General features: G+C 70.7%; 13 protein-coding genes and 3 pseudogenes. 9 read left to right on the top strand and 7 right to left on the bottom strand.

All coding sequences use genetic code 11. The features are described 5' to 3' along the window. The first annotated feature begins 493 nt into the window (after window positions 1–493). Both ACFYOJ_RS32635 and ACFYOJ_RS32630 read left to right on the top strand, forming a co-directional pair. Window positions 494–1,450 (top strand): 5'-nucleotidase, encoded by a 957-nt coding sequence (locus tag ACFYOJ_RS32635; RefSeq protein ID WP_356558805.1) that lies wholly within the window; start codon window positions 494–496, stop codon window positions 1,448–1,450. Between the two features lie 51 nt (window positions 1,451–1,501). After that, window positions 1,502–2,024 (top strand): annotated as a pseudogene (locus ACFYOJ_RS32630) (transposase family protein); the annotation flags it as partial. A gap of 24 nt (window positions 2,025–2,048) precedes the next feature. On the opposite strand, the gene ACFYOJ_RS32625 reads toward ACFYOJ_RS32630, so the two are convergent. From ACFYOJ_RS32625 to ACFYOJ_RS32615, 3 genes are all read right to left on the bottom strand, one after another. Next, the gene (locus ACFYOJ_RS32625; protein ID WP_388598426.1) at window positions 2,049–3,374 is read right to left on the bottom strand and encodes an MFS transporter; all 1,326 of its coding nucleotides are present in this window, start codon (window positions 3,372–3,374) and stop codon (window positions 2,049–2,051) included. Window positions 3,375–3,480: 106 nt separating this feature from the next. Next, window positions 3,481–4,578 (bottom strand): LLM class flavin-dependent oxidoreductase, encoded by a 1,098-nt coding sequence (locus tag ACFYOJ_RS32620; protein WP_356558809.1) that lies wholly within the window; start codon window positions 4,576–4,578, stop codon window positions 3,481–3,483. 103 nt (window positions 4,579–4,681) lie between these two features. Beyond that, complete coding sequence (locus ACFYOJ_RS32615; protein ID WP_356558811.1) at window positions 4,682–5,449, bottom strand: MBL fold metallo-hydrolase; 768 nt, start codon at window positions 5,447–5,449, stop codon at window positions 4,682–4,684. A gap of 86 nt (window positions 5,450–5,535) precedes the next feature. Here ACFYOJ_RS32615 and ACFYOJ_RS32610 point away from each other — a divergent pair, with 86 nt between their 5' ends. From ACFYOJ_RS32610 to ACFYOJ_RS32590, 5 genes and pseudogenes are all read left to right on the top strand, one after another. Beyond that, window positions 5,536–6,153, top strand: a complete 618-nt coding sequence (locus ACFYOJ_RS32610; RefSeq protein WP_356558813.1) for an ABATE domain-containing protein — start codon at window positions 5,536–5,538, stop codon at window positions 6,151–6,153. A gap of 144 nt (window positions 6,154–6,297) precedes the next feature. Continuing rightward, window positions 6,298–6,903 (top strand): MBL fold metallo-hydrolase, encoded by a 606-nt coding sequence (locus ACFYOJ_RS32605; RefSeq protein ID WP_356558815.1) that lies wholly within the window; start codon window positions 6,298–6,300, stop codon window positions 6,901–6,903. A 241-nt stretch (window positions 6,904–7,144) separates the two neighbouring features. Beyond that, on the top strand, window positions 7,145–7,495 hold the full coding sequence (locus ACFYOJ_RS32600) for a hypothetical protein (RefSeq protein ID WP_356558817.1): 351 nt from the start codon (window positions 7,145–7,147) through the stop codon (window positions 7,493–7,495). 92 nt (window positions 7,496–7,587) lie between these two features. Continuing rightward, window positions 7,588–7,953, top strand: coding sequence for a hypothetical protein (locus tag ACFYOJ_RS32595; RefSeq protein ID WP_356558819.1), 366 nt, complete (start codon window positions 7,588–7,590; stop codon window positions 7,951–7,953). Next, window positions 7,940–8,242: pseudogene (locus ACFYOJ_RS32590) on the top strand (hypothetical protein). Before ACFYOJ_RS32595 ends, ACFYOJ_RS32590 begins: the two are co-directional and overlap by 14 nt. On the opposite strand, the gene ACFYOJ_RS32585 reads toward ACFYOJ_RS32590, so the two are convergent. Next, on the bottom strand, window positions 8,221–8,487 hold the full coding sequence (locus ACFYOJ_RS32585) for a hypothetical protein (protein ID WP_356558821.1): 267 nt from the start codon (window positions 8,485–8,487) through the stop codon (window positions 8,221–8,223). The pseudogene ACFYOJ_RS32590 and the gene ACFYOJ_RS32585 sit on opposite strands and share 22 nt — an antisense overlap. A 209-nt stretch (window positions 8,488–8,696) precedes the next feature. Here ACFYOJ_RS32585 and ACFYOJ_RS32580 point away from each other — a divergent pair, with 209 nt between their 5' ends. After that, the gene (locus ACFYOJ_RS32580; protein WP_356558823.1) at window positions 8,697–9,122 is read left to right on the top strand and encodes a hypothetical protein; all 426 of its coding nucleotides are present in this window, start codon (window positions 8,697–8,699) and stop codon (window positions 9,120–9,122) included. Between the two features lie 273 nt (window positions 9,123–9,395). Here ACFYOJ_RS32580 and ACFYOJ_RS32575 read toward each other — a convergent pair. Together ACFYOJ_RS32575 and ACFYOJ_RS32570 are read right to left on the bottom strand one after the other, a co-directional pair. Beyond that, window positions 9,396–9,497 (bottom strand): annotated as a pseudogene (locus tag ACFYOJ_RS32575) (zinc-ribbon domain-containing protein); the annotation flags it as partial. Window positions 9,498–9,518: 21 nt separating this feature from the next. After that, entirely contained in the window at window positions 9,519–9,782 is a 264-nt protein-coding gene (locus ACFYOJ_RS32570) for a zinc-ribbon domain-containing protein (protein WP_356558825.1), read from the bottom strand. Between the two features lie 608 nt (window positions 9,783–10,390). Here ACFYOJ_RS32570 and ACFYOJ_RS32565 point away from each other — a divergent pair. Continuing rightward, on the top strand, window positions 10,391–10,924 hold the full coding sequence (locus ACFYOJ_RS32565; protein ID WP_356558827.1) for a CbrC family protein: 534 nt from the start codon (window positions 10,391–10,393) through the stop codon (window positions 10,922–10,924). A 202-nt stretch (window positions 10,925–11,126) separates the two neighbouring features. Here ACFYOJ_RS32565 and ACFYOJ_RS32560 read toward each other — a convergent pair whose 3' ends face one another. Continuing rightward, window positions 11,127–11,945, bottom strand: a complete 819-nt coding sequence (locus tag ACFYOJ_RS32560; RefSeq protein ID WP_356558829.1) for a hypothetical protein — start codon at window positions 11,943–11,945, stop codon at window positions 11,127–11,129. Window positions 11,946–12,246: the final 301 nt, after the last annotated feature.

The following is a 12,246-nucleotide window of genomic DNA, read 5'->3' as shown; positions in this document are numbered from 1 at the left end:
CCGCCCCGCTACCAGGGACCTGCCCGCTGAGGGGCTTTTCAGACCCCCTCTATCAGCCCCGAGCAGGTGAGGACATCTTCCGGCAGTTCGTCGCCGATGAGTGATCTCGCATCATGCGACATGACGCGATTGTCCAGCACCGGCCGTCGCCCCGACATGCAAGGTCGTCGACGTCGACCGCTTACCCGGCCTTCCTTCCCCCGCCTCTTCGCGGTCGGTCGAGAGCATTTCAGTGACGGGACCATCGCTTACGGCCCCGGCCGCGGCGTGCACGGTGCGCTCCGGTGATCTCGTTGCCTCGCGAGGACCAGAAGGATGGCGAAGCGCAGGGCAGGCTGACGCGGCCCGCAGGAGTGGTCGGTCGGAGCCTGAGCCAGGTGAGGGTAGGGGCGACATCCCCCATGACCAGGGCAGCCCAGTGGAACCCGCCTCGCTCGCGCTGCTCGGTACCATGAATGAGACGCGTGTGCGAATTGATGTAAGGGAGAGCGCCGTGGCCTATGAACTCGAGAAGCGCTTGGTCATCGGGGTCGCCTCTAGTGCGCTGTTCGACCTGGCAGAGGCGGATACGGTCTTCCGCGAGCAGGGAGAGGACGCCTACCGCGCCTACCAGGAAGCGCACTTGGACGACACGCTGGGCACAGGGGTCGCCTTCCCCTTCATCCGTCGGCTGCTGTCCCTGAACGACCTCTCACCCGACGACCCCTTGGTCGAGGTCATCGTCCTGTCCCGCAATGATCCGGACACTGGCTTGCGGGTCATGCGGTCCATCCAGGCCCACGACCTGCCGATCACTCGGGCCATCTTCATGCAAGGCCGCTCGCCGTACCACTTCATGCCCGCCCTGAACATGTCGTTGTTCCTGTCCGCGAACGAAACCGATGTCCGGGAGGCCGTCGTGCTCGGACTGCCGGCAGGCCGCGTCCTGGGACCTGCGGCGGCCGACGAGAGCGATGACCAGGATCTGCGGATCGCCTTCGACTTCGACGGAGTCCTTGCCGACGACGCCTCAGAACAGGTCTACCAGGCTGACGGCATCGAGGGCTTCCGCTCCCACGAGACGATGAACGCCGCCACCCCGCACGATCCCGGGCCGCTGCGGGATTTCCTCGTCAACGTCAACCGGCTCCAGCAGCGCGAAGAAGAGCAGCGCGCGAAAGACCCAGACTACAAGCTCCGCCTCCACGTCTCCCTCGTCACCGCCCGCAACGCGCCTGCTCATGAACGCGCGGTGCGCAGCCTCAAGGGCTGGGGTGTGACTGTCAATGACGCGTTCTTCCTCGGCGGCATAGACAAGAGCACGATCATGGGGGTGCTCAAGCCTCACATCTTCTTCGACGACCAGGTCAGCCACCTGGCCGGCACCTCCCGCAGCACACCCAGCGTCCACGTGCCCTTCGGCAAGATGAACGAACCGGAGCGCTCTGCCTCCGCCGACGCGACCCGGTAGACCTGCGTTGCAGGCCCCGTCATGCCACGTCCTTGAGCCGGAACGGTTCACGCCGAACGTGCACCGGGTCTGCTGAAGACGCTGCGCGAACACGACCCCGACCTCGTCCTGCCGGACGGCACCCTCGCCGAGTGCGACCGGGTCGGCGACGGCCGGGCCGACTACTCCCACAAACGCCGGCGCCATGGCGTGAACGTGCAGATCGTCACCGACCCCGGCGGCCGGCTGTTGTGGCTCTCGCCGGCCTTGCCGGGCCGCACCCACGATCTGACCTCCCCCAGCCCGTACCCACCGGATCATCCGGATCTGCGAGCGCCAGGGCGTTCCCATCCTGGCCGATCTCGCTTACCAGGGTGCCGGCCCGTGGCTGACCACCGGCATCAAACGCAAGCCCCTGCAGGAACTCACCCCCACTGAGAAGACCCTCAACCAGGCACTGGCCGCCGCGCGAGCGCCCGTCGAACGCGGCATCGCGCGCTTGAGGTCCTGGCGCATCTTCCGCAGGTCCCGAGGCAGCCCCAACCGCATGACGTCAATCGCCAAGGCCATCCTCACACTGGAACGGCAGCGCTGAAGAAGCTCAGGGTTCGGGGCTGCTCTATCGGCGTTCCGAGGAGGGTGTGCGGGGCGAGCTTTTCTGGGCGGTGACGATGACTGCGGGGAGGAGGGCGAGGGCGAAGGCGGCGCCGGTGAGGGCGAGGAAGGGGTAGCTGGCCGTGGCGACGACGATCCCGGAGGTCATGCCGCCGGTGGCTCCGGCGATGGCGATGGCGACGTCGACCATGCCTTGGGTCTTGGCTCGCGTGGCCAGGGGGACGGCGTTGGTGATGATGGTGGTGCCGCTGACGAGGCCGAAGTTCCAGCCGATGCCGAGCAGGATGAGAGCGAGGGTGAGCAGGAGGACGGAGTCGGCCGGCGCGGTGGCGGCGAGGATGCCGGCAGCCAGCAGGGTCAGTCCGGAGGCGGCGGCCGTCGCGGTGGGGCCGTAGCGGTCGGTGAGTGCTCCGGTCAGGGGTGAGGGCAGGTACATCGCGCCGACGTGCAGGGCTATGACGAGGCCGGAGGCGGCGGTGCTGTGGCCGTGGTCGTGCATGTGGACGGGGGTCATCGTCATGATCGCGACCATGACGAGCTGGCTGAGGACCATCACCAGTACCCCCAGCGGCAGGCCGGGGCGGCGGTGTGTGGCGGGCTGCGGGACGTCGGGCGCCGCTCCTGCGCCGGTGCGCTCCGGTGCCTCCGGCTCGGAGGGGAGGGTGCGGGCGAGCAGGAGGGGGTCGGGACGCAGCCAGATCAGGAGCGTCAGTGCGGCCAGGGCGAACGCCGCGCTGGAGACGAGGAACAGGCCGCTCAGCGGGGGCAGTGCGAGGGCGGTGGCGAGGTGTCCGGCGGGGGCGGTGAGGTTGGGGCCGACGACGCCGCCCAGGGTGGTGGCGACCAGGACGGTGGACAGGGCGCGGGCGCGGTGGCGCGGGGCGGCGAGGTCGGCTCCGGCGTAGCGGGCCTGGAGATTGGCGGCGGTTCCGGCGCCGTAGAGGAAGAGGGAGATGAACAGCAGGGCGGGGTTGTCGAGTGCGGCGGCGACGACGACTCCGGCACCGCCGAGGGCGCCTGCGAGGTAGCCGGCGGCCAGGCCGGGGCGGCGCCCGCGGGTCTGCGAGATGCGGCCGATCGTGACGGCGGCGAGGGCGGAGCCTGCGGTGAGCAGGGCGCTGGGCAGCCCGGCCAGGGTGGTGGAGTGGAGCATGTCCTGAGCCAGCAGGGCGGCAACGGTGACGCCGGCCGCGAGCCCCACGCCGCTGAGAACCTGGGACACCAGCAGGATGACCAGGATGCGCTTTTGCGTCTCGGGTAGAGAAGGGGCAGGGGTGGCCTTTGGGGTGCCTGTCGGCCCGCTGGGTGGTGTGGTCGCCGTGTGGGGCATGGTGTCTCCGTTACGTGCCCAGGGGTGATGGGCGAGGTGTGCGGGGTCTGAGGTGACTGTCGGCGGGCGGTCCGCGCGAACTGCCCCCGGGGGTGTCGGGGCCGTATCAGCGTGTGGACGCGGGGGCCGGTGCGATGGGCAGGGTGTAGGCGTCGGCGATGAGTTGAGTGGAGCGCAGGAGCGCCTGAGGGGTGTGGCCCACACTGGCGATCATGATCTCGTCGGGCCGGGCCGCCTCGTGCAGGCGGTTGAGGTGCGCGGTGACCCGGTCGGGCGTGCCGTGCAGGACGGTGTTGGTCCAGCGGTCGAGAACGTGCTGCTCGGAGGCGGTGTAGCGGTAGGAAGCCGCCTCGTCGGGGGTGGGCACGAGGTAGGACTTGCCGTGGAGCATGCGCATCATGCTGTGGGCGTAGCTGCGTGTCTGACGCAGGGCCTCGTGCTCGTCGTCGGCGGCCATGACGGCGAAGCTGGCCAGTGCGTACGGCTCGGTGAGGACGGCCGAGGGGGTGAACCGGTCGCGGTAGAGCTGGAGCGCACCGGCGACGTGATCGGGAGAGAAGTGCGCGGCGAAGGCGAAGGGCAGGCCCAGGCGGGCGGCGAGCTGGGCGGAGTATCCGGAGGATCCCAGCAGCCAGACCGAGGGGCGGCCGGTCGTCTGCGGAAGACCGTTCTCCTTGTCCTGCCCCGGTCCGGGCACGGCGTAGACGCGCTCGCGGTAGGGGTGCTCTTCGGGGAAGTCGTCGTCGAGGAAGCGCAGCAGTTCGACGACCTGTTGCGGGAAGTCGTCGTCGGAGCGGCCTCGTCGCAGGGCGGCGGCGGTGGCCTGGTCGGTGCCCGGGGCGCGGCCCAGACCGAGGTCGATCCGGTCCGGAGCGAGGGCCTGGAGCAGGCCGTACTGCTCGGCGACGATCAGTGGGGGGTGGTTGGGCAGCATCACTCCGCCCGCCCCGAGCCGCAGCCGCGTCGTGTGGGCGGTCAGCCGGGCCAGCAGGACGGCGGGGCTGGAGGAGGAGACGCCGGGCATGGAGTGGTGTTCGGTCACCCAGTAGCGGGTGAAACCGCGCCTCTCGGCGAGTTCGGCCAGTGCGATGCTGCCTGACAGGGCGTCGGCGGCGCTGACGCCGCGGCCGGCCAGGGCGGTGTCGAGGACGGACAGCGGCGCGGGAGCGGAGCCACGGGCCCTGCCCCTGATCGGGTCGTTCACGGGGATTCCTTCTGCGGTGCGCCGGCCTGGCGCGAGTGGCCGGGCCGGCGAAAGGACCGCCGCGGTGCACGCGTGGCGCACCGCGGGGCCAGGGGGTTCGGTGTCAGGCCAGTTCGACGCGGTCGATCAGTCCGGCGGTGGTGAAGGCGTCCACGAGCTGCTCGCGGCCCTCGGTGAAGTGGGCCCAGCTGTCGAAGTGGACCGGCACGATCCGGCGGGCGCCCAGGATGCGGGCGGCCTCGGCGGCCTGAGCGCTGTCGAGCGTGAGCAGCGCGCGGTCCAGGACGGGAGTGCGGACCGCGCCTGCGAACAGTACGGCGGTGTCCACCGGGCCCAACCGGTCGGCGATCTCACGGACCAGGGAGAGCTGGGCGTTGTCGCCGCTGACGTAGACGGTGGGCAGGCCGTCACCGCTCAGGACGAAACCGACGACCTCGCCGACGACCGGTTCGAGGTCCGCGCGTGCCCCGGGCCCGTGCAGGGCCGGGACGCCGGTGACGGTGACCGTGCCGCCACCGGGGCGGTCGAGCTCGATGGACTCCCAGTCCTTCAGGGGGCGTGCGGCGCCGCCCAGCCGGCCCGCGCCACCGGGCGTGGTCAGGGTCAGGGGGACATCGGCGAGCAGGGCCCGGCCCGAGACGTCGAGGTTGTCGTCGTGCTCGTCGTGCGACAGCAGCACCACGTCGATACGGCCCAGATCAGCGGGCGTGGCGGAGGCGGGCGCGGTCTTGGCCAGGCCGGACGGGTAGGTGCCGGGAGCGTCGAAGGTCGGGTCGGTCAGGAACCGCAGCCCGCCGTACTCGATGAGGGCGGTCGGACCGCCGAAGACACGGATGGGCACCTGCTCGCTGGACGCGCCGGTTGCTGCCATGACGACACCACCTCACGGATAGATTGACTTACATCCGTGACCATAAGCGTTTGTCACGGATAGGAGCAAGCTGTAGCGTGAGATGCGTGAGTGAGACCGATACCGCCACCACCGTCGACGCAGCCGGCCCGGTGCTGCCCCCGGCACCGGGCGCTGAGCAATACCCCGCCCTCGACCTGGCCAACAGCGCCATCGCCCTGCCGGGCGGCCAGTTCCTCGATGCGCTGGGCACGCCCTCCGGCGCCAACCAGTGGCTGGTGGACCACAACCTGGCCCCCGCGGACGCCGGCATGCAGGAAATCTGCGCGGCACGTCTGCGCTCCCTGCGCGAGCAGGTACGCGCCCTGCTCGCCGCCCAGGTAGGCGGGCATCCGGCTCCCGCCACCGCGCTGGCCGCCGTCAACGAGGCCCTCACCAGGGTGCCCACCGCCTCCCCGCTCGGCTGGGACCCGGTCCGCGGCATGCACCGCACCGCCCCGCACCCCATCGACCAGATCGTCGACCAGGCCCTCGGCATCCTCGCCGCCGACGCCGCCGACCTGCTCACCGGACCCGACGCCGAACGGCTGACGGCCTGCCCCTCCACCCCCTGCAACCGCTACCTGCTCCGCGCGGGACGCCGCCACTGGTGCTCGGTGCGCTGCGGCGACCGCGCCCGCGCCGCCCGCGCCTACGCCCGCCGCACGCAGACCACCACCGACTGAGTCGAGCCACCCCCGCCCCGCCACCGGTTCACCGGACCCGCGCCGGGGCGCGGTTCCGCACACCCTCAAGCCCCCGGCATGGACAGCACACCTCGCCCTCCCTGCCGGTCGTTCCCCACGATCAACGAAGGACCATCGCCTCTCATGACGGCCACATTCACCCTGCTGACCACCGGCTACGACAGCCTCGACGCACGCAACGCGGACCGCGACGGCCGCGAGAAGCCGTGGCACGTCGCCTCGACCGTCTGCCTCCTGCGCGACGGCGACACGATCGTCGTCGTCGACCCCGGCATGGTCGAGGACCGCAAACTCATCCTGGACCCGCTCGCCGCCGCCGGTGTAAGCCCCGAGCAGGTGACCGACGTGGTCTTCAGCCACCACCACCCAGACCACACCCTCAACGCCGCCCTCTTCCCCAACGCGCGCGCCCACGACGTCTGGGCCGCCTACCACAACCACCTCTGGTACGACCGTCCCGCCGACGGGTACCAGCTCTCCCCCTCGATCCGCCTGATGGAAACGCCCGGCCACACCCCCCAGGACATCTCCACCGTCGCGGAGACCGCCGAAGGGACCGTCGTCCTCACTCACGCCTGGTGGAGCGTCCACGGCCCCGCCGAAGATCCCACCTCCGACGACCACGAGGGCCTGCACGCCTCCCGCCGCAAGATCCTCGCCCTCAAGCCCGCCCTGATCGTCCCCGGCCACGGAGACCCTTTCGTTCCCGACGAGAACACCCCCATCTGAACCACGCTGTCGACTACCAGCAGGCGGTGCCCGTGGTCGTTACCGAGCTGGAGCGGATCACCGCCGACCCGGCCGGGGCCGCCGGGAAGGTGTGGCGACGGCTCGGCAGGGATGAGTGGCAGACGCTGGTTGAGGCCCTGGACACCCCGGACGGCGCGACCGGCTGTACCTCGTGCAGTGAAGGGAGGCCAAGCGCCGGCAGGCGGAGCGGGAGGCCGCGGAGCGTGAGGCGCAGCGGCCGGTGTGCGCTCGCTGCGGGACGAAGTTCACCGACAACCGCCGGCAGTCGGTCCGGCAGACGTCATGGAGGGGTGTCAGGGACGAGCTGTGTGGGCCGTGCTGGAAGGAGGACGTCGACCGGGCGGAAGCTGAGCGCGTCGTACGCCGCCAGTCGGAGGAGGCCGCGGCACGGGAGGCGGCCCAATCCGAGACCGAGCACCGGGCCGTCGACGCCGCCCGCGGCGAGGTCCTGGCGATGCTCACCGAGCGCTCCAGCATCTTCGCGCAGGCGGAACAGTGGGCGGCCTGGCGCTGGGATCCGGCCTGGCCCACGCCGCGCCTGCCCCGGCTGGTTCCCGCGACGCGACGCTAACGGGGTCGGTGTTCTACGTTTCCGCCCGCTCGGTCCCGCGACCGTGTCTCCAACCGGGAGACCCGCGCGGCCGGGCGGAGAGGACCGTCACCATGACCTTCATCGAGCCCGGCCTGTCCGTGCGTAACGGCTTCGCCGAGGGGCCGCTCGCCGACGCCGCGCTGTCCCGCGCGACCCGCGCCGGGCAGCTCCTCGACGATCTGCAGGAGCAGGCGCCCACGCTGACCGACGGCCAGCTGCGCGACGGCGTGTACCGGGCGCTGCGCCGCTTCACCCGGGAGCAGCCGCGCACGTACCAGGTCGACAGCATCACCGCGCTGATCCGCCCGGGGTGCGCATCGACTGGCTGGCCTCCGGCCGTCTGCCCTGCGCCTGACACCCGCAGGGCGGGAGGCCGGACGCCGCCGGCCTCCCGCTGTCGGTGGTGGCTGGGAGGCCGGCCGGATGAACGATGGTGACGAGCAGCTGCTGCGCGGCCGGGTGTACGGCTGCGACCACGACGACTCCCACCCCGGTCCGCTTCCGCACCGGACGTACGCCGTACTGGTCGGCGGCCCGCTGGACGGCCTGCTGCTCGACATCACGGGCTGGCGACCGGAAGAGATAGACGACGGCGTCGCCCTGATGACCGAGCTGGGGCGGTGGCCCGGCGGCCGGGCGCTGTAGGACCCGCGCCCCGACGCTCCGCGCCCATCGGCCGGCCCGGGTGTGGTGTGCCGCTTCTACTACTCCGGCGACACGCCCTGATCCCGGCCGCCGGCCCCGGCGCCCGGTCTGCCCTCGGTCAGCTGGGCGGCGGTGTTCTCGATCCACAGCAGCGTCCACTCGACACCGGAGCGCCACCCGGGCTCCGCGCTGTCGTAGCGGCCTTCGACGTCGGCGCGGATGTTCGCGGCGAGGGCGCGCAGATCCTTCTGCAGCCCCTGCCGCTTGGCCACATCCATGGCCTGGATCATCTCGTCGGTGATGTCACCGGGTCGCAGTGCGCTCATTGCCCCACCCTGGACGACCGACCCCGCGCAAGACCCCCTGCCCCTGCCTCGTGCGAAGGCCTCGCGGCAAAGCCCTGGTCATCGCGTGATCATCCGTGGCAGGCTCGTGACCTTCCAGGCGGAGGGAGCGAAAAGATGAAGAACGGCTTCGCGGAGACGCCGGGCGAAGTTCCTTGCCGCGCAGGAAACAGAGAAGAAGTAGATATCGCATGTTCCTGATGGCCGCGTTGCTGGCTGCAAGTCTGGTCACTGCAGTGGTGGGTGTCGTGGTGGTCTTCATTCTGCTGAGCTACTCGCCACTGCCCGTGCCCAGGGTCTACGCGTTTGTCGTCCTGTTCCTGGCTTCCTCGGCGGTGGCGGTGTACTGCTACGGCTGGTTCTCCGTCACTATGGGGGGTCCTTTCCCCGAACTGTGCACGAACCGGAACGACGCCGGCGCCGACTTGGCGGCCATCGAGCAACAGTACTGGCCCCTTCGAAACGCCTGCGTGTACTCCGACGGTTCGTCCGTGGAGTACGTCTCGGTGTCGGTCACCGTGTTCGTATGCCTGCTGGCGGGGGCCGCCCTCGTCTCGGCCGGCACCTCCGCATACCTGCGCAAGCGAGTCAGAAAAAATTCTGGAGTAATCTCATAAACACCGATTTCTCGCACCGCACCCTGCTCAGAGGGTTCGTCGGCGTCGCCGCCGGAGCCACACTGCTCGCCACGGGGGAGGGCCTGCTCGCTCCCGGCACCGCCCAGGCCGCCGACGCTTCGTGGAACGAGCTCAAAGCCGTACGCGGGAGTTGACCAGCAGTTCCGCCACGTCGGCCGGTGCGGTGTCGGGGTCCACCTGCGCGAACAGCTCGGGCATGTCGGCCAGATGCATGGCCGGTGCATCGCGGCCGGCCCTCGCGCAGGCCGGGCAGCCGGTACCGCGGCTGCGGTTGGATATGCGCGCCTGGTACTCGTGCCCGACCGGACAGCACCACCAGACCTTGCGCTGCGATCCGGGCCCGAACTGGTCCGGTGCGGCGTCGTTGCGCGGGTGTCACTCGGCTACCAGGTCGGGCGAGTGCTCGCTGAGCGTGGTCCGGCCACGGGGCACGTACCCGGCGCACTGCGGGCAGCCGGTCCCGGCGACACGGGAATGGACCTGGGCCTGCCATACGTGCCCGTCGTCGCACCGCCGGAACACAGCCTTGTGCGAGCCGGGACCGATCTTCGCCAGGTCCAGGTCGGCGTTCAGCTCCGGATGCCACTGGGCGGCGATGGCCGGGTGCTCGGTGACCAGGAAACGGGTGCGACGTGTCATGGGCACGCACCGTAGGGTGCGCCACTGACATGCCGTTGCCGAGGTCACCGGGCTGGAGCGAAGCACCGCCGGATGGTCCCGGGCAGACGCCCTGACGGTGATCGTCGTTCAGTCTCCGGCTGTTGTCAGTGGGCGAGCGGAGAATCACCGGATGGCCCATGGACCGACGGAGGTCGGCGAGTCCGAGACCCTCGCTGTCTCCTTTCGCGCGTACCTGTCCGAGACCGGCTTCTCCTTCGCAGGCCTGACCGGCAAGGAGGCGACCCAGGCCATCACGCGGGCGGTGGTGCAGTGGGTCGGAGCGTCGGGGTGGAGGTGCACAGCGGAGAGTTGCACGGTGGCCCGTCCTCGTTCAGGGCGCACGAGCGGTCCACCAGGGGCAACGCGGTGGCGAGCCGGGGGCGCACACCGGCCAAGACCGGTTACACCACTTCAAGGGACGCCATCCCGGCCCGGGGTTACGGCGGCACCGCCGACGTCGTCGCCTGCGCGAAACGGCAGGGCACCCCCGTGCGGATCGTGTGGCCCGAGAGGGCATCCCGCTGACGTCAGGGCCCCGGTTTCCCCGGGTGCTGGCGGGCGGATGGCGGTTGTTACGGTCGCCGACTGTGACAGAAACCCTTCCCGAGTTCCCGTACCACCCGGACCCGCTGGCCACCGGCTCGGTGACGGCCTCCGATACGGCCTGCGCCTGCTGCGGCCGGGCGCGCGGATACGTCTATGCGGGCCCGGTCTACGCCGCCGGGGAACCCGGCCGGCTGTGTCCGTGGTGCATCGCGGACGGGCGCGCTGCGCGCCGGTACGAGGCTCAGTTCACCGCGGACGTGGTGGGTGACGAGGTCACCAGGGACGTGCTGGTGGCCATCGCCGAGCGGACACCGGGCTTCACCGCCTGGCAGGACGGGCAGTGGCTGGTGCACTGCGGTGACGGCGCCGCCTTCCTGGGCAGGGCAGGAGCCGGCGAACTGGCCGGCTACCCGGACGCACTGGAGGGCCTGTGGCAGGACCTCCGCACCTTCGGCTGGCCCGAGGACCAGGTCGACGACTTCCTCGGCGCCCTGGACAGTGACGGCCAGCCGACCGCCTACCTCTTCCGGTGCCGGACCTGTGCAACCCATCTCGCCTACGCGGACTTCACGTAGCCCCTCGGCTGGGAGATCCACCGAACAGGGAAGTGATCCGACTCGTCCGGGGCTCGCTCGCGTACCCGCGGGGGCGGATGTGCATGCACGCGATGCCGTGTTCAACGACGTGGCGCTGCGCCGGTCACCTGGCGTCCGTGGGATGACCGGCCGGCCAGGACTAGGCCGCCGCCGCGGTCCAGTAGCTGTTGCCTGGTGGTGGTCAGTAGGCCCCGAAGGACCAGAAGACGCCTACCTCTTCGTCGTTCACCGCGATCACGCCCAGGTCTTCGAAGATGTCGAGGCCGGCGATGTATGCGGTGGTGTGGAAGCGGTGGGTGCTGATGCCCTGGAGTCCTGAGGCGAGGAAGTCGGGGGCCGGGGTGGAGGCGGCGGCTGTCGCGTTGGTCCAGTAGCGCGCGCTGGGCCCGTACCGGTCGAGCAGCAACCGGGCGTCGGCCAGCAGGGCGTCCCGGTCCGGGCGGGAGCGGACGGGGGCCTGCTCCGACTGCCATTCCTCCGCCATGACGGCCAGCGCTGCCACTGCCGCCTGGGCGTCCAGGGGGTGCAGGTGGGCGGGCATGTCGACCGGGGCCGGCGGGTCGAAGGGGTAGGCGGGCACGGTCTGGCGGGCGGGGTCGGTGCGGTCCGTGTCCAGCCGGAGCCAGCCGCGGGGATCGGTGACCGTCCGGTGCAGCACGGCGTGGACGTCGTGCGTCCAGTCCTCGTGCCGTCGCGGGCCGGTGGCGACGAACGTGTACGGGTCGTACAGCAGCCGCAGCACCGCCGCGTTCCAGGGGCTGCGGCGGGAGCGGAATTCCATGAGCAGGTCGCCGATCTCACGGGCGAAGGCGTCCTTGGGCTCGCGCGGGATGCTCCGGAGCCGGCCGAGGGCCCAGTGGACGAGCTCGCCTGCTCCTTCCCCTGCGAGTCCGGACGGCTCCGTGGGAAGCGCGGTGTCCGACGCCTCCCACGTGTGCCACAGCGTCTCGAGGTGGGCGTCCAGCAGGTCCAGGTCCGTCCGTTCGTCAGGCGGAATCATTCCGCCACCTTAGAGGTCGCGCGGATAGGAGGGCGTACGAGGAGGCAGCAACTGGTCCGACGGTGCTGGCTGCTGGGCATGGTCCGGGGGTGGTTGGTAGGTCTGCGGCGGAGCGACGTCAAAGGATCACTTACCGCCGGCTCCGGTAGCATCGGCGCCATGTCTGGTGCTTCGTGTGCGGCTTGTGCCGCGGTGACGAGGACGCTCCGCTAGTGTCCTGCGCCAGTAGTTGATCGTTAGTAGTCGTGTGACTTCTACTGCTGGTGCGTCAGTTCCTCGTCGGGGCCCGAAGCTGGAACCG

The organism is Streptomyces sp. NPDC006384 (assembly GCF_042870695.1).
Taxonomy (GTDB): domain Bacteria; phylum Actinomycetota; class Actinomycetes; order Streptomycetales; family Streptomycetaceae; genus Streptomyces.
The sequence above is the reverse complement of the archived record's forward strand: the minus strand, read 5'-3'. Positions and strand labels throughout refer to the sequence as shown.